This is a genomic window from Sorangium sp. So ce448 (assembly GCF_051520915.1).
Classification (GTDB): Bacteria; Myxococcota_A; Polyangia; order Polyangiales; family Polyangiaceae; genus Sorangium; species Sorangium cellulosum_B.
In genome coordinates this window covers 11,670,318-11,695,168 of sequence record NZ_CP150343.1, presented here as the reverse complement: position 1 = coordinate 11,695,168, position 24,851 = coordinate 11,670,318, and the positions used below count along the sequence as shown (strand labels likewise).

The following is a 24,851-nucleotide window of genomic DNA, read 5'->3' as shown; positions in this document are numbered from 1 at the left end:
CCCTTTCAAGCTCCCCCCGTCCCTTGCTAACGTCGCCCCGATGTTCGGCCGCATCTCTGCGATCGCCCTCAACACCTACCGGGAATCGCTTCGGGCGCGCATCCTCATCGGCCTCGCGGGCGTCGCCTTCGCGGTCGCGTTCTACTCGATCATCGTCGGCGCCTACACGCTCCGCAACGGGGCGCGGGTCGTGAGCGACCTCGGCGTCGCGTCGATCTCGCTCTTCAGCATCGCGGTCGCGGTCATCATCGGCGCGACGTCGCTGTACCGCGAGCTCGAGCAGAAGACGATCTTCCCGATCCTGGCCCGCCCGGTGCGCCGCGGCGAGTACCTCGTCGGCAAGTACCTCGGCACGCTGCTCACGCTCGGGGTGTTCATCCTGGCCGACGCCGGGCTCGTGCTGCAGATCAGCGCCGTGCTGGCCGGCCGCTCGCTGGCCCTCGTGGCGGGCGCCGGGGCCGCCTCGCTCGCGGCGCTCGGGCTCGCGGCGTGGCGCTCGCCGACGGCGCGCACGTACGGGTTCGTCCCCTGGGCGGCGGTCTTCCTCGTGCTCGGCGTGCTCTTCGCGGACGGCGCGCCGACGGAGCGGCGCGTCGTGCTCGCGGGCAGCGCGCTCGCGTTCCTCGAGGTCGGCGTCGTCGCCGCGGTGGCGACGCTGTTCTCGTCGTTCTCGACGCCGTTCCTGTCCTCGCTGCTCACGCTGGGCGTCTTCCTCATCGGGCGCAACGCCGACTCGCTCGCCCGGCTGCCGGTGAAGTACTTCGGCCCGCAGATCAGCGCCGCGGCGCGCGCCTTCTCCAAGGTGGTCCCGAACCTCCAGATCTACGTGCCGCCGCGCCCGTTGCTCGCGGGCGAGGTCGCTGACGCGAACCTCCTCGTGTACCTGGGCTGGGCGGCGATCACGTGCGCCGGGTGGGCGCTCGTTCTCCTGTCGGTGGCGGCGTTCGTCTTCAAGAGACGCGACTTTCTGTGAGGCTCTCGGTCGTGCTCGGCGTGCTGCGCGGCCTCGCGGTCGCCGGCTTCCTCGTCGGCGCGGCGTCGCTGCGGGTGGTGGCCGCGGGCGAGCGGGAGATCGCGGAGAGCACGGACGCCCTGCGCGCCGGCGACGCGCACGCGGCGGCGCTCCACGCGCGGCGGGCGGCGGGCTGGTACGCCCCCGGGGCGCCGCACGTCCGCGTGGCGTACGAGCGGCTGATCGCGCTCGCGACGGCCGCGGAGGGCCTCGGTCAGGCCGACACGGCGCTCTTCGCGTGGCGCGCGGTGCGCACGGCCGCCCTGGAGACGCGGTGGCTCACGACGCCGCACGCGGAGGACCTGGAGCTGGCCAACGCGGCCATCGCGCGCCTGTCGGCGGCCGCGCCGCGCCCGCCGGGTACGCGGACCGAGCCTGCCGCTGCGATCGAGCGGCAACACCTCGCGGCGCTGGGGCGCGACGAGGCGCCGCGGGTCGGCTGGGTCGTGGCGCTCGTCGGGGCGTTCGCGGCGTGGGTCGCGGGCGCCGTCTGGGTGGTGCGGCGCGGGGTCACGGTGACGGGGCAGTGGGTGTGGCCGAAGGCGGTGCCGGGGCTCGCGGTGTGCGCGGCGGGCATCGCGGTGTGGCTCCTGGCGATCTGGCAGGCCTGAGGGGGGCCGGCGCGCGCATTCCGCGCTGAGCTCGCGTATCGCGGTGCCCGAGGTGGAATGGGCCGCGAGGCGAAATGGGGCGGTGGGGTGAAATGGGGCGGGCCAGCAGGGGTGGCGGTCAGGAGAGCCACAAGCAGGAATCCGCAGGACACGACGTCTGCTGATCGGGGACGCGCGGTATTGCAATGCGACGCGCGCGACACATCGATCTCGGGGGAGCGGCTCTTGCAGCGCTCCGTTCCGAGGAGGGAACGAAGTTCATGAAGAATCAGATCAAGACGATCCTGTTGCTCGGCGTCATGTCGGCAATCCTGGTGTCCATCGGCGGGGCGCTGGGGCCCGGGTACCTCGTCTTGTTCGGCGTGCTCGCGCTCGCGATGAACCTGGGTGCGTATTTCATGTCCGACCGCATCGTGCTCGCGGTGCACCGCGCCGCCGAGGTCTCGCCCTTGGAGGCCCCGGGGCTGCACCGGATGGTGGAGGAGCTCTCGAGTCGGGCGGGGATCCCGAAGCCCCGCGTCTATGTCATCCCGGACGCGCAGCCGAACGCCTTCGCCACGGGGCGGAACCCGGAGCACGGCGTCGTGGCGGTGACCGAGGGCATCATGCAGCTCCTGAGCGAGCGTGAGCTGCGCGGCGTGCTGGCGCACGAGATCGCGCACATCAAGAACCGCGATATCCTGGTATCGACGATCGCGGCGGCGTTCGCCTCGGGCATCACGTGGGTGGCCCATGCCGTGAGCTTCGCCGGAATATTCGGCGGATCGTCGGACGACGAGGACGGCGCGAGCCCGCTCGGCGGGCTGGCCCTCGCGATCGTGGCGCCGATCGCGGCGACCCTCGTGCAGCTCGGCATCTCGCGGTCGCGCGAGTACATGGCGGACGAGCTCGGCGCCAGGCTGTCCGGGGACCCGGAGGCGCTCGCCAGCGCCCTGTCCAAGCTGGAGCACGGCGTGGCGCTCGTGCCCCCCGAGGCGGCGCGCCCGGCGACGGCCAGCCTCTTCATCGTCAACCCGCTCGCCGGGGCTGGCTCGGTGCTGAAGTGGTTCTCGACGCACCCGACGACCGAGGAGCGCGTGAGCCGGCTGCTCTCGATGGCGTCGAGCGGCCGGACGGCGCGGGGGTTTTCGAGCGCGATGGCCTGACGGCGGGCATCGGCCGCCTTCACTCCACGGACTGCGGCTCCTCGTCGTCGTCGCTGTCGCCGTCGTCGCCGTCGTCGCTGTCCTCGCCGTCGTCCTCGTCGTCCTCGTCCTGCTCAGGGGGCTTCGGCGCGAGCGCCACGCGCGGGTAACGCTCGTCAGAGGTGTCACGGCGCCCGGCTTCCCAGGCGTCCTCGAGGTGGACGAGCTCATACCAGCCAAGGCGATTCACGGCCTCGAAGAAGAACTTGCCGTCCGCGCTCGGCTCGAAGCTGAGCGGCTCCGGCTCGAGCTCGGCGAGCGTGCGGACGCCATCGTCGTAGACGCCCCAGACCCGGATAGGCTTGCCTTCGGAGGCCTCCAGCACGGCCACGCGGCCCCCCGCGGCGCTCTCCACGACGCGCAGATCCAGGTCGCCGCGCGCCTCCAGCGTGGACGCGCCGCCGCTGACCGAGAAGATCCAGGTCTCCGACGAGGTGCCGACGATCACCCGCCCGGAGGCGAGCGCCTCGAGCGTGTAGATCTCGTCCTCGCTCTCCTCCTTGCTGAAGTCGTGCACGAGGACCGGCTTGCCGTGCGGGAGGTCCACCCACCAGAGCTTGGCGTCGCCGTCGGTCGCCACGAGCGCGGCGCTCCGATCCGCGTTCACAAGGCCCGTCGACGAGGGGGAGCTCGCCTTCACCGCGGTCTCGATGAGCTCCCCGTCCTTCAGCACGGCGAAGACGAAGGAGCGCCGGGCTTCCTTCTTCCACCCGATGTACACGTCGGCGGGGCGGTAGCGCTCGATCTCCCGCGCGCCCGCTCCGAAACGCGCGCGCACGTCCTTCGGCACGTCCTCCTCGTCCTCCGGCAGCGGGCGCTGCTTGCCCAGGTAGCGCACGCCGACGCGGCCCGGGGCGGGCTCGATGGCGTACTCCTCGGGCGCCTTCCTCGGGCCTGACTCCGGCGCCTCGTCGTCGTCGTCGTCCTCGGACGGCGTGTACACGGCGACCTCTGGGCTCGTGGCGAGCCGCTCGACCAGCGCGTCGAGGCCGAGCAGCTCGTAGGTGTCGCCGATGTGATCCATGAAGGCCCGGCCCTCGGCGATCCGGACGTCGCCCACGGAGGCCTTCACGCGGCCCACGCGGCGCAGCTTGCTCCCGTCGAAGCCGACGAGGGTCAGCCCGTCCTCGGAGTCCTCGCCCTCGTAGCTCTTGACGAGGAGCAGCCGGCCGCCGAGAGCGGGGGTCAGGCCATAACCGCCCACGCCCCAGCGCTGCTCGAGGACGGCGCCCTCTCCCTCGCGGCGGTAGACGTCGAGGGACTCGCCGGTGGCGAGGATGACGCGGCCCTCCGGGCCGTAGGCGATGTCGGAGATCGACGCCTCGTGCTCGAAGAGGCGGCGCAGCTTGCCGTCCGCGAAGGAGAGCTCGGCGACGAGCTTGTAGTCGAACCCGTACAGCACGGCGCCGCCGTCTTCCCGCGCCGCGATGTAGCCGTGGGGGCTGGGCAGCGCCTCGCCCTCGGCGCGCTTGAGCTCCCCGCCCTCGATCCAGGCGGCCGTCGCCGGCTTGCGCCGGAGCTTCGCGATGCCGTAGACGCGGTCGCCCGGCGCGACCGAGACACAGGAGCTCGACCCGAACAGGTCGCGCTCCGCGCGCTCGATCTCGGGCTCGGGGGGCACCTCGCGCGATCTCCGCCGCTCCACGCGGATCGCGCCCTCCAGCACCTCTGGCCGGGATTCCTCGTCGTCGTCGCCCTCGCCGGACGCGCTCTCGCCCTCGTCGCCCTCGCCGGACGCGCTCTCGTCCTCGTCGCCGGGTTCGCTCTTCTTCAGCTCGGGGAAGGACTCCGGCTGCGCGGCGAAGCGCGCGGCGAGCTCCTCCAGGCCGAGCAGCTCGTAGCACTCGCCGCCGTCCTCCACGATGACGCGGGCGCCTTCGATCACGATGTCGCCGATCGAGATGCGCACGCGGGCCAGCCGGCGCATCGAGGATCCGTCGTAGCCGACGAGGGTGACGCCGTCCTCGCTCTCGTCCTCGTCGTCGAAGCACTTCAACAGGAGCAGGCGTCCGCCGAAGGCTGAGCGCATCCCGTAGCTGTCGAGGTCCCATCGCCCCTCGAGCGCGACGCCCGGGCCTTCCCGCCGGTAGACGTCGATCGTGCTGCCCGCGACCAGCACCCGGTCCTCCGGGCCGTAGGCGACGTCGGAGAAGGACTCGGCGCGCTCAAGGAGGCGCCGCACGGAGCCCTCCGCGAACACGACCTCCCAGAGGGCCTCCGAATCCTCCCCGATCAGCGCCGCGCCGCCGTCGTCGCGCGCGGCGAGGTAAGCGCCGGACGTGGTGGCGAGCGGATCGCCCTGAGCGGTGCGGAGCTCGCCGTTCTCGATCCACGCAGGGACAGGCGGCTGGCGCTTCGGCTGGGCGACGCCGAAGACGAGGCCGTTCGGCGCGATCTGCACCTCGCCTCTCCGCCCGAAGAGCTTCCGTTGCTCGTCGGGAGGCTCGGGCGCCTTGTACCCCGGCAGGCGCTCCAGCCGGAGCCCGCCGGAGATGACCCTGGGCTTGTCGTCGTCGTCGCTGCTCTCCGCCTCCTCCGCGTCGTGGTCGTCGCCCGCCGCGCGCTCCGACGAGCGCTCCTCCTCGGATGGCGCGGCGCGCGCCGCGGCGCGCGCGGCTTCGACCGCCGGATCCACCGCGCACGCGGCCTCGAAGCGCTTGCCACCGCCGAAGCGGGGCAGCTCGACGGGCCACCTCGGGCCCGTCGGGGGCTCGGGTCGTTGCTCGGCGGACCAGGCGTCCCAGTCGCTGTCGCTCTCGATCGCCTCGGCCAGGGAGGCCACCTCGATCGGGTGCGCGCCGTGCGCCGCGGTGAGGGCCTGCTGGACCGCGCGCGCCATGTCGGCGATGCAGGCCTTGCTCCACCCCGCCGGCCGCACCCGCACGAGCGCCCAGCGATCGGCCCACTGGAAGGGCTCGCCGTGCTCCACCGCGCGCGCGTCGAGCGCCCGCTCCCACGCCTCGCCGACGGCGCGCCGCGCGGCCGCGTCCGGGGGCGCCACGAAGCAGAGCTCATAGGAGAACAGGTCCCCTTCGAGGTCGAACCAGTCGCTCGGCGCTGCCCCGAAGAACGCGAACGGATAGGGCGGAGATCCCGGCATGGGGGCGAACGGTACCGCAGCTCCTGGCGAGCGTGCAGGTCCAGACGCCCGACGGCCTGGCGAGGCGCCAGAGGCGCTGCTCATCGTCCGCAGTGGGCTTATCGGTTCCGCGAAGCAACGTACATGGACGTGGTTTCACGGCGCTTTCGGAGTCGCCGTTTCGTGATTCATCGAGGTGGCCCGGCTGAAATCCTGTTCAACTCGACAGCAGCGCTGACCAGGCGAAGACGGACGTCAGACGCGGCCAGCCTGCTCACGTGGGAGCCTGGGTTGCCCCCGGTTCGAAGCGCGCCCCGAGCTGCAGGAGCCGGCCGAGATCATCGGCGTTCCGCCAGGTCTCGACGATCTTCCCATCGACGATGTGGTGAATGAACATGGCGGTGAACGTCTGCTGCCGTCCGTGGCTCGGGATGCCGAGGAAGCTCGCTTGTGCGCACGTGTTCTTCGCGCGCACGACCACCTTGTCCCCTTCGGCGATCACGTCCTCGATCGACCATGTTTGCTCGACGGCGCCGAATGTCCCGAAGAGCGTGCGGATCCCCTCCGGCCCCGCGGGGAGCGCGGGCGGGCCGCCGTGCATCCTCCACGACGGAGAGATCATATCGCATAGCTCCTCGATCTTGTGTTCGCTCACGAGATCGAGAAACCGTCGCGCGATCGCCTTGTTCGCTTCGATTGAAGACATCGCTGCACTCCCTCCTCTTGTCATGCTGAGAGCCCATCACCGCTCGGCCGAGCTGTGATGGGCTTTCGACGCCTGGTCGATTGTGCCGCCGGGGGTTGTTGCGGTCGGCGTGGCGCTGGTGCCGTGCAGGTGCGGTGCCAGGCGCCGCAGCCGGGCCACTCTGAGCTGACAAGGTGATGTCGGGCGCGCCGCCAAGCCGCCGCGCCCGTCCGCTACGACGCCGCGCGCGGCGCCTCGCCGAGGAGCTCCAGCCTGGCCAGGCTCCCGCAGGTCTCCGCCAGGGCGCGCATCAGCCGCAGCCGGTTGTCCCGCACGGCCGCGTCGTCGGTCATCACGAACACGTCGATGAAGTACTGGTGCAAGAGCGGAGCGAAGTCCGCCACCGCCCTGAACGCGGTGTCGTACGAGCCGCTCCGGACGTCCGACGCGATCTGGTCGCGCAGCTTGAGGTACCCCGCGAAGAGCGCCGTCTCGCTCGGGTGCACGTCCTGCCCGAACGGCGCCACCGGCTCGCCGGCAGGCGCCTTGTCGGCGATGTTCGTGGCCCGCTTGAAGACCTCGCCCACCCGCGCGCGGACCTCCGGGCTCAGCGCGTCGATCGCGCGCACGCGGGCCCTGAGATCGAGCGGGCGATCCGCGGCGACGCGCAGGCACGCGAGGACCGCGTCCTGCGGGAGCCGGTCGGAGAGCAGGCCCCGCAGCCGCTCGGAGAAGAACTCGCCGAGGCGCGTCGCGAGCTCGTCGCGCGAGACGTTGAGCTCCACCCCGGCGTAGCCGTCGTAGGCGGCGCCGAACGCGGCGCCGAGGCGCAGATCGAGATCGCGATCCAGGAGCGTGCGCAGCACGCCGAGGCACGCGCGGCGCAGCCCGTACGGATCGGCGGTGCTCGTGGGGACGAGCCCGATCGCGAAGCAGCCGACCAGCGTGTCGAGCCGATCGGCCATCGCGACCAGCGCGCCGGCGTTCGTCGGCGCCGTCGCGTCCGCGGCGCCCTTGGGCAGGTAGTGATCGCGCACCACGTCGGCCACCTCCGGGCTGACCCCCTGGGCGAGCGCGTACGCCCGCCCCATCTCGCCCTGGAGCTCGGGGAACTCGCCCACCATCAGCGCGACGAGATCGCACTTCGCGAGGTGCGCCCCCGAGGCCGCCGCCACCAGCGTCTGCTCGGGCAGCATCAGGAGCAGGCCGAGCTCGCGGGCGAGCCGCTCGACGCGCTCGGCCTTCGCCAGCACGCTGCCGAGCCGCTTCTGGAACACGATCCCGCCGAGCTTCTCGCGGCGGTTCGCGAGCGGGATCTTGACGTCCTCCCGGTAGAAGAACTGCGCGTCCGACAGGCGCGAGCGCATCGTGTTGTCGTTGCCGCGCTTGATCTTCTCGGGCGCCTCCGCGGTGTTCACGACCGCCAGGTACCTCGGGAGCAGCGCCCCCGTCCTCGCGTCGCGGACGCCGAAGTAGCGCTGGTGGCCGCGCGCGACCTCGAGGATCACCCGCTCCGGCAGCTCGAGGAACCGCTCCTCGAAGCTGCCGACGATGACGTGCGGCTCCTCCACGAGGGAGAGGTTCTCGCCGATCAGGAAGTCGTCCTCGATCAGCACGCCGCCCGCGTCCCGCGCCGCGGCGAGCAGGCGCTCGCGCATGAGCTGCGCGCGCGCCTCGGGGTCGACGAGCACGTGCGCCGCGCGCATCGCCTCGACGTAGTCCTTGGCGGCGCCGATCGCGATCTCGCCCGACCCGAGGAAGCGGTGGCCGCGGCTCGTGCGCCCGCTGCGGATGCCGGCGATCTCGACGGGGATGACCTCGCCGCCGGAGAGCGCGACCAGCCACTGGATGGGGCGGCCGAACGCGAAATCTCCCTGCCCCCAGCGCATCGACTTGCGGAAGGGGATCGCCGCGACGAGCGACGCCAGGACCTCCGGGAGGAGCTCGGCCGCGGGCTTGCCGGCCTCGCGGCGGGTGCCCGCGAGGTACTCGCCCTTCGGCCCCTCGACGCGGCGCAGATCCGCGACGGTACAGCCGAGCTTCTGCGCGAACGCCTCGGCCGCCTTCGTGGGCGCGCCGTCCTTGAAGGCCGCCTTGACCGGCGGGCCGGTGACCTCCTCCTCGAGGTCCGGCTGGCGCGCCGCGACCCCGGAGACGAGCAGCGCGAGCCGACGCGGGGTGCCGAGCGCGCGCACCGCGCCGTGGCGGAGCCTGAGCTCCGCGAGGCGCTTCGTTGCGAGATCCGGGAGCGCGCGGAGCGCGGCCTCGACAAACGACGAGGGGAGCTCCTCGACGCCGATTTCGAGCAGGAGATCGCTCGCTTCGTTGGACATGGGACCGCGGACGCTACCCCAGAACCGCTCGTTCGGCGAGGTGGTCGAGCGATCGATCCGCGCTGTTCACGCCTGATCACGGCCGTTCACGCCGGTTCACCCCCGGTCACGCCGGCCGCGCCGTCCGCGTCGCTCGCCACGTCACGCCGTGGCGCGGCGCGGACCACGGGGACGCGCCACGGGCGACGGGACGTTCGCGCGGCTCAGCGCGCCTGTGCCGCGTTTCGGAGCGCGCGCGAGAGCACCTTCTTGAAGGCGCTGGCCTCGCCTCCGTTCGGCTTGTTCTTGCGCCCGTATCGGGTCGCCGCGCCGACCCGGGCGACGCACTGGGCTGCGCGCATGTACCGCCGCGCCGCCTTCGCGACAGCCCGATCGCCCGGAGCAGACGCCGACGCGACGGCCGCGCCGAGCTCGTTCAGGGCCTCGTCGAGCGGCGTGCAGCCCTCGGGCGTGGGGGGCAGCTGGAGGGGGGGCGGCGCGTGGCAGCAGCGGGCGCGCAGGGTCGCGAGGGTCGCCATGTCGTGCCAGCCGAGCACGGCCCATTCCTTCGTGGCGTCCGAGACGCCCTTGGGCCCAGCTGCCTGGGCGAGGTGGCTCTTGAGCGCCGAGACGCCCTTCATCGGGTCGGTCTCGGCGCAGGCGAACGACAGCTGGCCCGCGATGGCGGCGTCGACGCTCTTGCCGGGAAAGAGAGGCATCGCGCACGCGGCGAAGTCCGCCGTGGCCGCAGGGTCCGGCGCTGCGCTTGCGGTGCCTGCGTCCGCCGGCGCCGCCGTGCCTGCCTGTTCCGCGCCCGCGTCACCGAGCGCCGGCGCGCTCGGCTCCACGGGCGCGGCGCATGCGGCGGGCGCAGCGTCCGCCGACGGCGGCGCTGGGAGGGACGGCGGCGCGGCGTCGCGGTGGCGAAGCCAGAACCAGGCTGCCCCCGCGGCGCCCGCGATGGCCACGACCCCCAGGGCCAGCGTGAGCCACCGGCGCGCCGCGGACGGCGTCTCGCGGCTCGCTCCGGGCGTGGGCGCCGGCGCGCGAAGCGGCGGCGCGCCGAGCCCGGACGCGCCGCCGCGCACGGCGACGCCGCCGGGCGCCATCGGGAAGGGGTGCGACGGCCGATGCGGGTCGTCTTCGCCCAGCCAGGGGAGATCGACGGCCGGGACGTGGGGCGTCGGCGCGCCGAGCCCGGACGCGCCGCCGCGCACGGCGACGCCGCCGGGCGCCATCGGGAAGGGGTGCGACGGCTCGTGCGTCTCGTCTTCGCCCAGCCAGGGGAGGGGGAGATCGACGGCCGGGACGTGGGGAGTCGGCGCGCCGAGCCCGGGCGCGCCGAGGCGCGCGGCGACGCTGCCGGGCGCCATCGGGAAGGGGTGCGATGGCCGATGCGGGTCGTCTTCGCCCAGCCAGGGGAGATCGTCGATCGTTCGCGGGCTCGCTGGGGCATCCGCGTCGAAGAGGGGCACCGCGGTGGGCGAGAAGGGCGGCTGCGCCGTCGCTGCGGGCGCGACGGGCGGCAGCGCTGTCGCTGCGGGCGCGACGGGCGGCAGCGCCGTCGCTGCGGGCGCGACGGGCGGCAGCGCCGTCGCTGCGGGCGCGACGGGCGGCAGCGCCGTCGCTGCGGGCGCGACGGGCGGTCGCGACGGTGGCTGCACGTGCGCGGTCGGGGCAGCCACTGCGCCCGCGCGCGAGCGGTCCTCCGTCGCTGCGCCGGCGAGCCGCGGCGATGCGGCAGGCAACGCCGTCTGCGCCTTTGAGGCACGGTCTGGCGCTTCCGGAGGCGGGGTGGTCGGCACGCCGATCATCGACCGGAGCCCCAGGCTCGCGAGCCCGTGGAGGGGCAACGGCGTCCGGCGGGCCGAGGCGCCCGCGAGGGGCGGCGGCTGCGAGCTCGAGTGGCCATGCGGCGGCGCGCTCTTGCGGGGCGGCTGCGAGCCGGTGCCCTCGCGCGGCGGCGCGCTCTTGCGGGGCGGCTGCGAGCTCGACGTCCCCCGCACCCCGCTGCTCGACGGGCGCGGCGCTGGAATGGTCCTCGCCGGCGCCGCGAGCGCGTGCTCATCGAGCGGCGGCAGCTCCTCCAGGCCTTCGCCCGGCCGCGCCGCCTCCAGCGCGCGACGGAGCGCCGCGACCTCGGTGATCCGCTGCTCGGCGCGGCGCGCGAGCGCCTGGTCCAGCACGCGCCACAGCGCGTCGCCCGCCGCGCCGGGCGGCGTTACCCGCGGCGCGGCGCCGGCGCCTTGCTTGCGGCGGAGCTCCTGGTCGCTCTCGGCAGGGAACGGGAGCGCTCCCGAGAGCGCCGTGTACAGGGTGACCGCGAGCGCCCACGTGTCGTCCCGGCGCGACGGCCCCTCACCCGCGGCCCGCTCCGGCGAGCGGTAACCGACGAAGGCGGGCGTGGCGAGCGGATCCGAGAGCCACCCCGTCGACGTGCACGGCTCGCCCTCCATGACCACGCACGCGGCCGACAGGCGGCCGTGCACCGTCCCGCGCGCGTGCAGGCTCTCGACGCGCTTCGCCAGGCGGACGACCCAGCCGACCGCGTCCCTGTCCGGCAAAGGACCGGCGCGTGCGATCCTCGCAGCGAGCGTCTCCATACGAGCGCCGCAGCGTAGTGCGGCGAACCGCCGCTGACCACATTGTGGCTCTCTCGCGGCACGCCGGATCGCGGATCGCCCGCGTCCGGCCCTGGAGCGCCGCGGTCAGCCGCCGATCACGTCGGCCATCGTGTATCGGCCGGGCGGCTTCCCGTGCAGGTGCCACGCCGCGCGCAGCGCCCCGCGCGCGAAGAGATCGCGGCTGGTCGCGCGGTGCGTGAGCTCGAGGCGCTCGCCGGGGCCGAGCAGGTGGACCGTGTGGTCGCCGATGACGTCGCCGCCGCGCACGGCGAAGATCCCGAGCTCGTTCGCCTTGCGCGGGCCGACGTTGCCCTCGCGGCCGTGCACGTCGTCGAGCGTCGCGGCAGGCTCGCGGGCCGCGCGTACCGCGTCGGCGAGCCGCACGGCCGTGCCGCTCGGCGCGTCCACCTTGGCGCGGTGGTGCACCTCCACGATCTCGACGTCGTAGCCGGGCCCGAGCCGCCGCGCCGCGCTCGCCGCGATCTCCGCGAGCACGTGGATGCCGATGCTCGTGTTCGGCGACCAGAGCACCGGGACGTGCTGCGCCGTCTCGTCGAGCAGCCGCTCGCACGTGCCGTCGAGGCGCGTCGTGCCGCTGACCACGGCGACCTTGGCGCGCATCGCGAGGTGCAGGAGGCGGGGGAGCGCCTCGGGCCGCGAGAAGTCGATGACCACGTCCGCGCCGAGCAGCCCGGCGCTGGTGTCGTCGCTCATCGCGACGCCGATGGTGCCTGTCCCCGCGAGCTCGCCGACGTCACGGCCGATGCGCGAGGAGCCGCGCGACACGATCGCGCCCACGACCTGGGCTCGCTCGTTCGCCGCGAGCCGGACGATGGCCTGCCCCATCTTCCCGCTCGCGCCGTGGATCGCGACCTTCAGCAGCTGGGCGTCGTCCCCCTGGGCGGCCCCCAGGAGCGCGCTCATCGGCACGCCTCGATGATCTCCGTTCGATTTCACGACGCCTCGCGCCTCGCCTCGAGCCGCCTCATCGCCTCGGCGATCTGCTGCCGGGTCGCCTCTCCGGCCGGCACGAGGGGCAGCCGGACGGCGGCGCTCATGCGGCCCAGGGCGGCGAGCGCGGCCTTCGCCGGGGTGGGGTTCGGCTCGACGAACAGGAGCCCGTGCAGCTCGAGGAGCGCGAGGTGGGCTGCGCGCGCGCCCGCGAGGTCGCCGGCCAGGAACCGCCGGGTCACCGCGCTGGTCTCGCGCGGCAGCACGTTCGACGTGACGCTGATGACGCCCTGCGCGCCGAGCGCCATCATCGCGAGCGTCAGCGCGTCGTCGCCGCTCAGGATCGCGAGCCGGTCGCCGAGGCGCCGCACGAGCTCCTGGCAGCGGAACACGTTGCCCGAGGCGTCCTTGATGGCGACGACGTTCGGCGCGGCGGCGCAGATGCGCTCGGTCGTCTCGGCGGAGAGGTCGACCACCGTCCGCCCCGGGATGTTGTAGAGCACGATCGGCGCCGGGATGGCCCTGGCCACGGCCAGCGTGTGCTCGCGGAGCCCGTCCTGCGAGGGCTTGCTGTAGTACGGCATCACGATCATCACGCCCGCCGCGCCGGCGGCGAGCGCGGCGCGCGAGGCCTCGATCGTCTTCTTCGTGGAGAACGAGCCCGTCCCCGCGATCACCGGCACGCGGCCGCGCGCCGCCTCGACGACGCGCCGGATGACCGCGGTCGTCTCGGCTTCGCTGAGGGTCGGCGACTCGCCCGTGGTCCCGCACGGCACGAGCCCGCTGACGCCGCCCGCGATCTGCGCCTCGACGAGCGCGTCGAGCGCGTCGAAGTCGACGGCTTCGCCATCGGGCGTGAATGGCGTGACGAGGGCGGTGAACGTTCCCGACAAGGGGAGCTGCGACATCAGACGACCATGATCGCCACCCCGGGTGCGCGTCAACAGGAGAGGACGGGTTCGCCGCGGACTCCCCGCTCTCCGCCGGTTCCTGCGCGGGGCGAGTCCGAACGGACGCGGCCTTGGGGCGGGCTGGCGGGAGCCCGCGGGGCTTGTACGGCGCGGGCTGGCGGGACCCGCGGGGAGCGGGCTGGACGCTCCAGGGCAGGTCCGCGTCTGCTATCGTCCGCGGTGTAGCGCCTCGCTCCTTCGGGGGATTTGCCCGAGCGCGTCAGGTCCCTGAGAGGCACCGGCCATGGATCTCGCCCAGTACATCAAGAGCATCTCCAGCGCGGCCAATACCATCCTGGAGGGGATGGCGGTCACGTTCTCCCATCTGTTCCGGGAGCCCATCACCGTCCAGTACCCCGACAAGACGGACCGCCCCGTCAGCGAGATGCTCCCCCCGCGGTACCGCGGCTTCCTGGAGGTGCAGATGGACATCTGCACCGGCTGCAAGCGCTGCGAGCGCGCGTGCCCCATCGAGTGCATCGCCATCGATCTGGAGAAGGACCCGGCGACGAAGAAGCAGGCGATGAGCCGCTTCGACATCGACATGGGCAAGTGCATGTACTGCGGCCTGTGCGTCGAGGCGTGCAAGACGGAGTCGACCGGCGCGATCCGCCATACCCGCGAGTTCGAGGGGGCGGCGCCGACGCTCGACCACCTCACGTTCCGCTTTATCCCGGAGGGCCTCGTGCCGCTCTACAAGGCGCCGAAGGACCTCGGCGAGGTGCCCGTCGGCGAGTACGGGCCGCACGCCCGGGAGGCCCGCGAGCGCGCCATGCGCGACAACCCAGCCGCGCTGGAGGAACTGCGCGCCATCTGGCGCAAGGAGCGCGAGAAGCAGCAAGGCGCCGAGGGCGCGGAGCCCGCGGGCGGGGGGGGCGGAGGGGGGGTGGGAGCGGGGTAGGAGCGGGGGCCGCCCTTGATGGGCGGTGGGCAGCGGTCTAACGTCGCGGCCCTCACCCCATGCCCTCCATGAGCGCACTCGTCTTCCTCGGGCTTGCCGCGCTGACGCTCGGCTCGGCCGGGCTCGTGGCGTTCTCCAGGAACATCATCCACTCCGCGCTGGCCTTGCTCGGCACGTTCCTCGGCATCGCCGGGCTGTACGTCTCGCTCTCGGCCGATTTCATCGCGGCGACGCAGGTGCTCGTCTATGTCGGCGGCACGCTCGTGCTCATCCTCTTCGCCGTGATGCTCACGAGCCGCATCGCGGAGATGAAGATCTCGAACCCGCGCGGCGGGCCGGCCGTGGCGTTCGGTCTGGTCACGGCGGTGTTGCTCCTGCTCGGCAGGGTGGCGACCCAGACCCCTTGGCCCGCCGAGGCCAGGCCGGCGATGCCGTCCACCGCCAAGCTCGGGCACGCGTTCCTCGGAGAGTACCTGCTCCCGTTCGAGCTCGGCTCGGTCGTGCTGCTCGCCGCGATGATCGGCGCGGTCGTGCTCGCGCGTCGAGCCGTCAGGCGCGCCTGGGAGAGGGAGTAGGCGATGGAGGTCGGTCTCATCCATTACCTCAGCGTCGCCGCGGTGCTCTTCGGGCTCGGGCTGTTCACCGTCATGACGCGGAAGAACGCGGTGGGCATCCTCCTCGGCGTCGAGCTCATCCTCAACGCCGCCGCGCTCAACTTCATCGCGTTCGACCACTTCGTCGCCGGCGGCGTGGCTGGCCAGGTGTTCACGGTCTTCATCATCGTCCTCGCGGCGAGCGAGGCGGCGATCGCGCTGGCCATCGTGCTTCAGGTCTACCGCAATCACCGGAGCATCATGGCCGACCAGCTGACCTCCCTGAAGAACTGACGCGAGAGCGGTCATCCGTGCGGAAGCGCGAGGTCAGCGTGACGCGCGCGATCGGCGTGACGCGCGTGACGCGCGCGACGTTCGGACCGGCGGCCGCCGCGTCGCGCGCCGATGCCGATCGTCGAGCGTCGATCGTCGACCGTCGACCAGGCGATGCGCTCGACGCTCCCGCGCTCTGCCGCTTCACGTGGAGCCCAATCCCAGCGACAAGCAGGAAAAACCTGACCTTGCTAAGCCCCAGCGGGCGACCCACGTTCGAAGGCATGCAGAACCTATCCAAGACGGAGCTGGTGGGGTTCGTGGAGCTCGAGGTCGGTTCGCTTGCTGTGCAGGTGCCGATCCGCGCCGCAGCGGCGGCGACAGAGCTACCGCTCGCATCCTTCGAGGCTGAAGGGGACAATTGCGCCATCCTCGTGCGAGGCGACACGTCCTCGAAGGCGGTCGAGGTTGCGCTGCGAAACGCGGCGCAGGAGGCGGTCAAGCACCTCTCGAAGAAGTTGCTCAACTAGAGCGGAGCGATGGTCCCGCCGGCCCGGCGCAGTGCTGCGGACCATCGTCTCCGCGATGTTCCGTGAAGTTCCGCGATGTCGGTGCCCCGGGGCACCGGCGGAGCGGCGTGGACAGGTTTCTGCTGGCCGCCCCGCGCTCAGCGCGAGCGGGGCGGCGTTCCGGCCCGCGCTGTAGCCTCGCGTCGCGGGGGAGCCCGCTGAGCGCCGAGGTGAATTTCTCGACGCACGTCGTGCTACGCTGCGCCGCGAAATCGCCCGTGAAGCTCATCATCCAAATCCCTTGCTTGAACGAGCGCGACACGCTCGCCCAGACATTCGCGGACCTGCCGCGGTCGATCGACGGTGTGGACGAGATCGAGGTCCTCATCATTGACGACGGCAGCACGGATGGGACGAGCTCGCTCGCCGAGCAGCTCGGGATCCACCACATCGTCCGCTTCGCCAAGAATCGAGGCCTCGCCGCCGGCTTCATGGCCGGCATCGACGCGTGCCTGCGGCTCGGCGCCGACATCATCGTGAACACCGACGCGGACAACCAGTATCGCGGCGCGGAGATCCCGCAGCTCGTCGCTCCCATCCTCGCGGGCCGGGCCGACCTGGTGATCGGCGATCGGCAGACAGACAGGATCGAGCACTTCTCGCCGCTCAAGAAGGTCTTGCAGCGGTGGGGCTCGCGGCTCATCCGGCGCCTGTCCGCCACGGAGGTGGCCGACTCGCCGAGCGGCTTCCGCGCGGTGAGCCGGAAGGCGGCGCTGCAGCTCTTCGTGCACAACCGCTTTACCTACACGCTGGAGACCGTGATCCAGGCAGGCCGCCGCGGCCTCGCCCTGGAGAACGTGAAGATCACGACCAACCCGAAGACGCGCGAGTCGCGGCTCTTTCGTTCGATCCCCGACTACCTGCGCCGCGCCGGTCCCGTCATGTTCCGGGCTTATGCGATGTACCGCCCTGTGCAGCTCGTGGGCTGGGCCGCGACGGTCCTGCTCGTGTTCGGCGTCGCGGTCGGCGTCCGGTTCCTCTACTTCTACCTGAGGAATCCGGACTACAGCGGTTATATCCAGTCGCTCATCGTCGGCACGGGCGCCGTCGTGATGGCGTGCATCCTGGTGGCCGTGGCGCTGCTCGCGGAGCTCATCGCGACGAACCGCCGCCTCGTCGAGGAGGTGCTGATGCGCGTGCGCCGGATCGAGACCGAGCTCGCGGAGCGGGAGCCGGCCCTCCGGCTGGAGGGGATCCAGTCCACCGGCGCGAAGCCGTGGCACAACCAGCAGGTGCAACCGGCGCGCGTGAGCGCGAGGTGAAGAAGAGCCCGGTCCAGGGGACCGGGCTTCGGGTCGAACAGAGCTCGTAGCCCGGGCCGGGAGCTCAGCCGTCCGGGTCCTCCGGATCGTCGTCCTCCGGGGGAGCCACAGGGTCGGTCGGCTCCGGCTCGGGCGGCGTGCCTGCGGCCGGGGGCTCGGGCGGCGCGCCGGCGGCCGCGGGCGGCGGCTCCGCCCGGGAGGTGTCGCGCTGCTGCCGCAGGTAGACCGTGTAGTTCTTGAAGCGCTCCGCCGCGAAGAACACGCCGTCCAGCTTCACGTTCCGGCTGCCCCGCGCGGCCTTCTTGCCGAGCACCACCGCCTCCGCGGCGTCGAGGAGCGCGGCCTGCGCGTTCGTATCCTTGGGCCACGCCCGTGCGGGCTTGGGCTCCTGGCCCCTGGGCGGCTGGAGCTTGGGGAGGATGTGGAGCGCCTCGACCGGGTAGAGCCCGTCCGTGTAGCCCGGCGCGCCGAGCGCGAGCACCTGATAAGGCAGCTCGTCGGCCGGCGGCGGCTCCTTCGGCATGGTCACGAGCTGAAGGCTGCCGAAGCGGCGCTTCTCGGTCGCGTGGCGGTGCACGAGCTCGTTGAACAGCACGGCGGCCTGGAGCGTGTCCGGCGGGCGCTGGTTCGGCGGGTACAGGATGTGGGTGATGCCGACGCTCCGGTAATGCGCGTAGAGCTCGGCCGGCCCTCGCACGGGCTCGTAGAAAATGAGCGATTGCCAGGCCTGGATATCGAAGATGATCTCGCGCTCGATGCCGAGCGTCGTGCGGTAGTTGCGCGTGAGGATGCGCGCGTCGGGCGGGGTAGCCTGGTTGATCGCGCGGTGATCCGCGCGAAACTTGAACCGCTGCGCGTCGGTCCATCGCTTCTCGTAGGTGGAGCGGATCAGCGAGAGCGCGCTCTCCAGCCGGCGCGGGCCGGAGTAGAAGGGCACATCGCCGCTCCACACGATCTGGAACACCACGAGCGGCACGAGGCCGAGCCGCGCGACGGTCCCGAGCTGCCATGTGCGGACGAGCAGCGCCGCGGCGGCGGCGATCGGCACCGCGAGCATGCCCTGCAGGTACCGGTCCGCGGTGTACGTGTTGCTCCACATCCAGACGCCGGCGAACGTCGCCCAGGCCGCGAGCGCCGGCCTGCGACGACCGCGGATGACCAGCAGCATCGGCAGGAGCAGCGTGAAGAGCGAGCCCATCGAGGGGACGTAGCGAGTGAACGAGTAGTGCGGGGAGAACGAGAACGTGAAGAAGTTGCCGGCCGCGATGAGCTGCCGCTCGAGCCCCTTCCCCTTGGGCAGGTAAGGCGCGTTGGGATACGCCTTCTCCATGAACTCCGCGGAGCGCGCGTGCTGCGGGTACGACCGCGTGAACACGCGCTGGGCCAACGGAAAAACGGGGTTGTTATGGTAGATGGTGTTCTTGATGAAGTGCGGCGCGGCCGTGCCGAGCGCCACGCCCGACGCGATGAGCCCCGCCACGAGGACGCGGCGCGCCGAGAGCAGCGGCCGCCTGCGCTTCTTCAGGGCGCGGGAGGCCGCGCGCGCGAGCAGGTACGCGGCGCGCGGCACGACGACCGCCGCCGCCATGCCCAGGTGATAGACCGCCTGATACTTCACCAGCATCGCGCCCCCGAGCGACGCGCCGAGCAGGACGGCATACCGCCTGTCGAAGCGCTCCGCGAAGCGCATGGACGCGAGCAGGACCGGCGCCGCGAAGAAGCCCAGGAAATGGTCGGCCGAACCGCCGGGGTTCTGGTCCTGGACGAACAGCGACGGGAACAGGAAGAAAGCCGCCCAGAGGCCAGGGACGCGCTCGCCCTGGAGCAGGTACCGCGCCAGCGCCGCGACGCCGACCACCTTCCCGAGGACGAACACGAACTCCAGGTGGAGCGCCATCATCCATCGTTGCTCCACGAGCATCCCGGGGACGCTGAAACCCCACGCGTAGAGCATGCTCGCGAAGTGGGGGAACGAGCGGTTCACGTCGCCGTAGAACGGCACGATGCGACCGGCGCGCGCGTAGTCCTGCCCGATCGGCAGGTGATACCAGGTCGCGTCGAAGCTGATGGAATCCGGGGTCAGCGACAGCAGGTAGAGGAGCACGATGCACATGGCGCCGACGCCCGTGGCGGTGAGCCACAGCCAGCGCATCGTCCCCTTCGGCGTCGTCGAGGCGTCGAGATCATGCTTCAGCCGCGATAGCCAGCGTGGCAGCTCCAGGAGGCCGCCCGCGAAGAGGGCCGCCGGCATCACGAGCCCGTACCAGGGGCGGATCCAGCCGACCACGCCCGCGAGGTACATGCCGAACACGAAGGCGATGGAGCCCAGCGTCACGCCGAACAGGCCCTCTTCGACGGGCGGCAAGTGCGCGAGGCGGAGCACCCGGCGCAACAGCACGAGGCCGATGCCGAGGCTGGAGAGCAGGAACAGCAGCGAATAGCCCCAGAGCGGCGCGAGCCGCCACAGGAGCCAGTGCTGGACTGGAATGTGCGCGTGGACCACGAGCACGTAGCCGACGAGGCCCGTGAGGCATGCGACGGCCGCGAAGGCGTTGCGCAGCAGCCTTTCCCGGGGCGAGCCGGAGGTCAGAGCGGCACAGAAACGGGCCAGGGGGGAGTCGGAGTTCAGGGCAGCACGCAGGCGGGCCAGCATGAGAGGGGGCGCATCCTAGCGAGGCGCGGCGCGTCGGCAAAGCAGCCGCGCGATCTAGCGAGGCGCGGCGCGTCGGCAAAGCAGCCGCGCGATGAGCAGGCCGCCCACGTCCACGGCGAGCGAGGTGGCGCGCGAGATGAGCGCGGCGCCCAGCGCCGCGGCGGGTCCGACTGCGGGGGCGAGGCCCACGGAGAGCAGCGCCTCGCGCACGCCGATGCCGCCCGGCGTGGCCATCGCGAGGAAACCGGCGATGGGCGCCAGCACGAACAGGCCCGAGCCGCCGAGCGCCGCGCCCGGCGTCGCGCCGACGGCGAGCGCGGCGCACGCGCCGTGCGCGGCCCAGGTCAGCGAGTACACAGCGTGCACGAGCGGCAATCGCGCCGGCATGAGCGGCCCGCGCCCCTCGGGCGCGAGGAGCTTGCGCACGCGCTCGGGCGCGCGGGCACGATCCACGGTCATGAGCCCGACGAGGACCGCGCCCAGGGCGAGGAGCACGGGCAGCCTCCATGGACCGATGAGCGCGTTCGCGCCCGCAAACTGCTCGCCGCCCGCCGCGAGCAGGCCGAACCCCACCATGGCGCCGACCGCGATGAAGCTGGTGAACTCGATCGCGAACGACGACCCCACCTCCGCGCTGGTCGCCCCGATGCGCGACGCGCCCAGCATGCGGAACAGCGGCACGCCGACCTTGCCGGGGATGTACCGCGCCGCCTGCGACTCGATGTGCAGCGCGATCGCCGGCCAGCGAGGGATGGGCCGGCCGGTCAGCTCTTCCAGGATGAAGGCCCAGGCGAGCCCCAGCACGACGAGGCCGAGCGCGAGGGGCAGCACCGAGAGCGCCACGAACGCGGGACGGATGTCGATCGGCGCGCCGCTCTCCCACCTGCGAGCGAGGTCCCGCGCGGCGAGCCCGATGAACAGGGCAGCGACGACGACCATGACCGGGCGCAGCGCCGTGCGCACCCTGGCGAGCGGGCCTCCGATCCGCTGCGGCGGGGCGGGCGCGGGCTCGGGCGGATCCGCCGAGATCCTCGGGGGGGCAGGCGGGGCGCCGGTGGGCGGGGTGCTGGGGAGATCGGCGAGCGACGCGGATCTGTCCTTCATGCGGCCCAGCGCTTCGCCACGCAGAAGACCGACAGGCCGAAGCTCGGCCGGTAGCCGCGCGCGATGAGGTCGACCTCGGCACCGAGGACGGCTTCGAGCGCGGAGGAAGCGAGGCCCGACTTCGGTGAGGGCTGCTTCATGCTGGTCTTGCGAGGGCGCAGCTTGCGCGCGGCGCTCCAGACGGCGCGCGAGCCGACAGCGGCAGGGAAGAGGAGCTGGTTGAAGTAGGCACAAGCTTCCACGTGGAGCTCGGCCGGCAGCGCGGCGCGGAAGCTGCCAGCCGTGTACCGGCGGAAATGCTGCAATGCGCGGTCGTGGTCGCTGAACAGCCACGGATACGCGGGGACCGTGGCGACGAAGATTCCGCCAGGGCTCAGGTGGTCATGGATCCACCGGAGAGCGGCGCGGTCGTCCTCGATGTGCTCGATGACATCGAGTGCGCAGATCACGTCATAACGTCGGTCGAGCTGGAACGGGAGGGATGTGCCGTAGAGCGTCCTCGCCGTGCCGGCCTTCGCGATGGCCTCCTGTCCGAGAGGGCTCACCTCGTTGGCGTCGACGGCCCCGAACTCCGCGAGGACGCTCAGGTTCTGGCCAACCCCGGCGCCGACCTCCAGCAGCTCGAGCGGCCGCCGTTCCGGGCCGAACTCGCGCACCAGATGGGCCAGCAGCCGGGCCCTCCCCTTTCTCAACCAGTCGCCGGATTCTTCGGAGTATTGCTGATAGGCAGTCGTTTCCACGCTTCACTCTGCATGCGGCGCCGAATCGCCCTGGGGCGATCCGGCCGGGGGCGGCGACTCTGCTGGTGAGGTCGGTTCCGCCTCGGCCGGCTCCGGGGGGGTCGGGATCTCGATCGTCAGGTCGTCCACCTTGCCCGGCTCTTTCCGCGACTTCTTCGGCGGTGGCGGCGGCGGGCGCCGCTTCCGCGGCGGCGTCGTCGTGGCGGCCCTGGCCGACGGCTGCGCGGACGTGGCCGTGGCCGTGGCCGCTTCCACGGCCGGCGCCGTGACGGTCGGCTGAGGCGCGGGCTCTTGCGGCGGTGCGGGCTCTGCCGTGACGGCGGGCGGCGGCGGGGCCTCGCTCTCGGTCGCCGGCGTGCTCTGCGGCAGGCGCTGCGAGCGGACGACCATCTGCCACGCGGCGACGCCGGCCAGGGCCACCAGCGCGAGGGCTGCCAAGCCGGCGCGTCGGCGCCGACGTGAGCCGGGGTCGAACTCCGGAAGCACGCTCTCGCGCGCCTCATGCGCTACCCCGCTCACGCTGGACCCCTTCATCCATTGGTCCGGCGACTGGCCGGAGGGCAACGCGCGAGCCCGAGGGGCGAGCGGTGGAGCGAGCGGGGACGGCTCGCGCAGCGAGGCGGGGGGCGCGGCTGCCGCGACCGCCCCGACGACCGCCCGCCTGACGTTGTCGCGGAGCTTCTCCGACGACGGATCCTGGCTCGGCGGCGCCTCGAGCTCGGGGGCGATCGCGTGCGGCTCGGCCTGTTGTGGCGAGAGCACGTGTGGCGTTTGCGAGGAGAGCGGCGGCTCGGCCGTGACGCTTGGCGCGACGGGTACGCCGCTCTGGGGCGCAGCCATCGCGGGCTCGGCCGGCGCCTGGGCCGCGGCCTGGGTCGCGGGCTCGGCCGGCGCCTGGGCTGCGGCCGGCGCCTGGGTCGCGGGCTCGGCTGGCGCCAGGGCCGCGGGCTCGGCCGGCGCCTGGGCTGCGGGCTCGGCCGGCACGTTGACCGCAGGCTCGGGCGGCACGTTGGCCGCAGGCTCGGCCGGCACCTGGGCTGCGGCCGCGGGCTCGGCCGGCGTTGCGTCTGCGCGCGGAGCGAGCGCCGCGGATGCGGCCGGCGCCGTCCAGGGCTCGTCCACGTCGGTGTCGATCACGTCCTCTTCGAACTCGTCGATGTCGACGTCGACGAGCGAGGACGCGCTGTCGGCGGCCTTCCGGAACGTGTCGCCGGGCGCCAGCGCCGGTCCAGGCGCGCCTGGCGGGGCGTCGACGCCGTCTGTCGTCGCGGACGATACACTGCTCGGCTGCGCGGAGACGGGCGTCCCGGTGGCGACCGGTGTTCCGGCAGCGACCGGCGTCCCGGTGGCGACCAGCGTCTCGGTGGCGACCAGCGTCTCGGCAGCGACCGGCGGCTTCTGCGATGCGCTGTCGCTGCGCTGCGGCGGCGCCGGAGGTCGATCGCCGGGCCGAGCCGAGAGCGGCGGCTGCTGGCTCAGCGGCGGCCGTTCGCCGAGCTCGGACGAGCCCGGCGTCTGCTCGCTGATCTGCGCCAGCGACGGCGTCTGAGGCCGCGCCGTGGGTCGAGGCGGCGCCGGAGGTCGCTCGGTGGCCCGCGGCGGTGCGAGAGGCCGCTCGCCGAGCCGAGACGACAGCGGTGGGCGCTCGCTGAGCGGAGGCCGCTCGGTGAGCCGCGGCGGCGTCTGCGGCCGCTCGCTCGGCACCGCGGGGATCCTCGCGCTCGGCCTGGCCGACGGCGGAGCGGCCGCCATGTCCGCCGGCGGTTCGCCCGATCCTCGCTCGAGCGATCGCGTCGAGGCGGCGCCCGTGGGGTCAGCCACCCGGGGGAGCGGCGGCGCCTTGGGGATCACCGAGCCCGTCGCCGGCCGCGGCGGGGCCGCCGGCGGGCGCGTGGGCGCGGCCCGGGGCGGCAGCGGCGGCGGCTGCGGCGACGGCGGCGATCGCATGCTGCTCGGGGCCTCGGTCGACAGGTCGGCGACGCGGGCGAGCGACTCCGCGAGATCGCGCGCGCTGCTGAAGCGCCGCGACGGATCGCGGTCGCAGGCGCGCGCGAACCACGCGTCGAAGCTCGGCGGCAGCTCCGGGTTCACCCTCGACGGGACCGGGATCTCGCCGAGCGAGATCTTGATCAGCAGGTCGCCCACCCCCTCGCTGTCGAACGGGAGCTCGCCCGTCACGCACTGGTAAGCGATCACGCCGAGCGCCCAGAGATCCGCGCGGTAGTCGACCTCCCGGAGCCCCTTCACCTGCTCCGGGCTCATGTAGTGCGGCGTGCCCATGAGCGTGCCGACGCTGGTGCGCTGGGCGACCCGCTTCCCCTTCCCCTGCCCCTTCACCTTGGCGATGCCGAAGTCGAGGATCTTGACGATCTCGTCGTCCTCGTTCGCGCAGAGGAAAAAATTCTCCGGCTTGAGGTCGCGGTGCACGATGCCGGCCCCGTGCGCGCGGGTGAGCGCGCGCGCGACCTGCGTCACGATCTTCGACGTCTCCTGGAGCGAGAGGCGGCGCCGGCGCGCGAGCCGATCGAAGAGGTCCTCGCCCTCGAGCAGCTCCATCACGATGAACGGCTGCTCCCCGTCGATGCCGTGATCGATGATCTGCACGACGTGCGCGCTGCGCAGCTGCGCGGCGGCCGTCGCCTCGCGGCGGAACCGCTCGCGCGCGTCCTCCTGCTTCGCGAGCTCCAAATCGATGAGCTTGACCGCGACATGGGTGCCGAGCGCCAGGTGCTCGGCGACCCACACCGCCGCTTGCGCGCCCTGCCCCACGGGTCGGATGAGGCGGTAGCGCTCGCTCAGCACCTGACCAGCTGCAATAGACACGGCGGCAAAAGCCTACGTCGAGGACAACATCCGTGTCGAGTTCATGCGTACCACCTCAGATGTCCTGGGGAACGGTTTCCTGCATCAGCTCGCGCCATTCGTCGTGGGTGAGCTCTGGATAAATGTAGTCGCCCTCGAAATTTGTATGGTGCAGGAGCAACCGGGCGACATCGACGATGGCCTGCGCGACGTCGCCGCCCTGCGCAACGGCCGCCAGGGCGTCGGTCGCTTCACGCACGGCGGCGTGCTGCTTCAGCGCCACCTGGACCTCCTCGGCGAGCCCGCGCGCCTGAAAATGCGGGAAGATGGCGGTCTCTTCGTAGCGCATGTGCCGCTCCATCGGCCCACGCAGGAACGCGAGCAGGCTCGCGCGCTCGGCGCTCGCCTCGTCCGCGGAGCGCTGCGCCAGCTCGATCAGCTTCTTCGCCGTGGCGCGAGCGAGCTCTTCCTCCTGGAAGAGCTCGCTCACCATCCGGTCCAGTTCCATGAGGTGCGGGCCGTCCTAGTCCAGATCCCGTGGAGGGT

General features: G+C 72.7%; 19 protein-coding genes. 8 read left to right on the top strand and 11 right to left on the bottom strand.

What is annotated here, in order from left to right:
- Positions 1-40 precede the first annotated feature (40 nt).
- The 3 genes from WMF45_RS44255 to WMF45_RS44245 all read left to right on the top strand — a co-directional run bounded on the left by WMF45_RS44255 (position 41) and on the right by WMF45_RS44245 (position 2,768).
- Positions 41-973 (top strand): ABC transporter permease, encoded by a 933-nt coding sequence (locus tag WMF45_RS44255; protein ID WP_437712700.1) that lies wholly within the window; start codon positions 41-43, stop codon positions 971-973.
- Complete coding sequence (locus WMF45_RS44250; RefSeq protein ID WP_437712698.1) at positions 970-1,623, top strand: hypothetical protein; 654 nt, start codon at positions 970-972, stop codon at positions 1,621-1,623. Before WMF45_RS44255 ends, WMF45_RS44250 begins: the two co-directional genes overlap by 4 nt.
- Positions 1,624-1,883: 260 nt before the next feature.
- Positions 1,884-2,768, top strand: coding sequence for a zinc metalloprotease HtpX (locus WMF45_RS44245; protein WP_437712696.1), 885 nt, complete (start codon positions 1,884-1,886; stop codon positions 2,766-2,768).
- Between the two features lie 19 nt (positions 2,769-2,787).
- Here WMF45_RS44245 and WMF45_RS44240 read toward each other — a convergent pair whose 3' ends face one another.
- The 6 genes from WMF45_RS44240 to dapA all read right to left on the bottom strand — a co-directional run bounded on the left by WMF45_RS44240 (position 2,788) and on the right by dapA (position 13,366).
- The gene (locus tag WMF45_RS44240; RefSeq protein WP_437712694.1) at positions 2,788-5,907 is read right to left on the bottom strand and encodes a hypothetical protein; all 3,120 of its coding nucleotides are present in this window, start codon (positions 5,905-5,907) and stop codon (positions 2,788-2,790) included.
- Positions 5,908-6,160: 253 nt separating this feature from the next.
- Complete coding sequence (locus WMF45_RS44235; RefSeq protein WP_437712692.1) at positions 6,161-6,592, bottom strand: ester cyclase; 432 nt, start codon at positions 6,590-6,592, stop codon at positions 6,161-6,163.
- 212 nt (positions 6,593-6,804) lie between these two features.
- A complete protein-coding gene (glyS, locus tag WMF45_RS44230) occupies positions 6,805-8,904 on the bottom strand; it encodes a glycine--tRNA ligase subunit beta (protein ID WP_437712690.1) in 2,100 nt (699 codons plus the stop codon).
- A 203-nt stretch (positions 8,905-9,107) separates the two neighbouring features.
- On the bottom strand, positions 9,108-11,486 hold the full coding sequence (locus WMF45_RS44225; RefSeq protein WP_437712688.1) for a hypothetical protein: 2,379 nt from the start codon (positions 11,484-11,486) through the stop codon (positions 9,108-9,110).
- A 105-nt stretch (positions 11,487-11,591) separates the two neighbouring features.
- Positions 11,592-12,389 (bottom strand): 4-hydroxy-tetrahydrodipicolinate reductase, encoded by a 798-nt coding sequence (dapB, locus tag WMF45_RS44220; protein ID WP_437555608.1) that lies wholly within the window; start codon positions 12,387-12,389, stop codon positions 11,592-11,594.
- Positions 12,390-12,460: 71 nt separating this feature from the next.
- On the bottom strand, positions 12,461-13,366 hold the full coding sequence (gene dapA, locus WMF45_RS44215; protein ID WP_437712686.1) for a 4-hydroxy-tetrahydrodipicolinate synthase: 906 nt from the start codon (positions 13,364-13,366) through the stop codon (positions 12,461-12,463).
- A gap of 286 nt (positions 13,367-13,652) precedes the next feature.
- On the opposite strand from dapA, the gene WMF45_RS44210 reads away from it, so the two are divergent.
- The 5 genes from WMF45_RS44210 to WMF45_RS44190 all read left to right on the top strand — a co-directional run bounded on the left by WMF45_RS44210 (position 13,653) and on the right by WMF45_RS44190 (position 17,006).
- Positions 13,653-14,309 carry a NuoI/complex I 23 kDa subunit family protein gene (locus WMF45_RS44210; protein ID WP_437712685.1) on the top strand — a complete coding sequence of 219 codons (657 nt, stop codon included), beginning with the start codon at positions 13,653-13,655 and terminating at the stop codon, positions 14,307-14,309.
- Between the two features lie 68 nt (positions 14,310-14,377).
- Complete coding sequence (locus WMF45_RS44205; RefSeq protein ID WP_437712683.1) at positions 14,378-14,884, top strand: NADH-quinone oxidoreductase subunit J family protein; 507 nt, start codon at positions 14,378-14,380, stop codon at positions 14,882-14,884.
- 3 nt (positions 14,885-14,887) lie between these two features.
- A complete protein-coding gene (gene nuoK / locus WMF45_RS44200; RefSeq protein WP_272102053.1) occupies positions 14,888-15,196 on the top strand; it encodes an NADH-quinone oxidoreductase subunit NuoK in 309 nt (102 codons plus the stop codon).
- Positions 15,197-15,213: 17 nt separating this feature from the next.
- Positions 15,214-15,705, top strand: coding sequence for a hypothetical protein (locus WMF45_RS44195; RefSeq protein ID WP_437712681.1), 492 nt, complete (start codon positions 15,214-15,216; stop codon positions 15,703-15,705).
- A 257-nt stretch (positions 15,706-15,962) separates the two neighbouring features.
- A complete protein-coding gene (locus WMF45_RS44190) occupies positions 15,963-17,006 on the top strand; it encodes a glycosyltransferase family 2 protein (RefSeq protein ID WP_437712679.1) in 1,044 nt (347 codons plus the stop codon).
- Positions 17,007-17,070: 64 nt separating this feature from the next.
- Here the strand turns inward: WMF45_RS44190 and WMF45_RS44185 are convergent, their stop codons facing one another.
- The 5 genes from WMF45_RS44185 to WMF45_RS44165 are packed head-to-tail and all read right to left on the bottom strand — an operon-like array spanning position 17,071 to position 24,813.
- Positions 17,071-19,659, bottom strand: coding sequence for a hypothetical protein (locus WMF45_RS44185; protein WP_437712677.1), 2,589 nt, complete (start codon positions 19,657-19,659; stop codon positions 17,071-17,073).
- 54 nt (positions 19,660-19,713) lie between these two features.
- Complete coding sequence (locus WMF45_RS44180; RefSeq protein WP_437712675.1) at positions 19,714-20,763, bottom strand: lysylphosphatidylglycerol synthase domain-containing protein; 1,050 nt, start codon at positions 20,761-20,763, stop codon at positions 19,714-19,716.
- On the bottom strand, positions 20,760-21,503 hold the full coding sequence (locus WMF45_RS44175) for a class I SAM-dependent methyltransferase (RefSeq protein ID WP_437712673.1): 744 nt from the start codon (positions 21,501-21,503) through the stop codon (positions 20,760-20,762). The genes WMF45_RS44180 and WMF45_RS44175 overlap by 4 nt, the downstream gene beginning before the upstream one ends.
- Positions 21,504-21,506: 3 nt before the next feature.
- Positions 21,507-24,326 carry a protein kinase domain-containing protein gene (locus WMF45_RS44170; protein WP_437712671.1) on the bottom strand — a complete coding sequence of 940 codons (2,820 nt, stop codon included), beginning with the start codon at positions 24,324-24,326 and terminating at the stop codon, positions 21,507-21,509.
- Between the two features lie 55 nt (positions 24,327-24,381).
- Positions 24,382-24,813 carry a hemerythrin domain-containing protein gene (locus WMF45_RS44165; protein WP_437712669.1) on the bottom strand — a complete coding sequence of 144 codons (432 nt, stop codon included), beginning with the start codon at positions 24,811-24,813 and terminating at the stop codon, positions 24,382-24,384.
- Between the last annotated feature and the right edge of the window lie 38 nt (positions 24,814-24,851).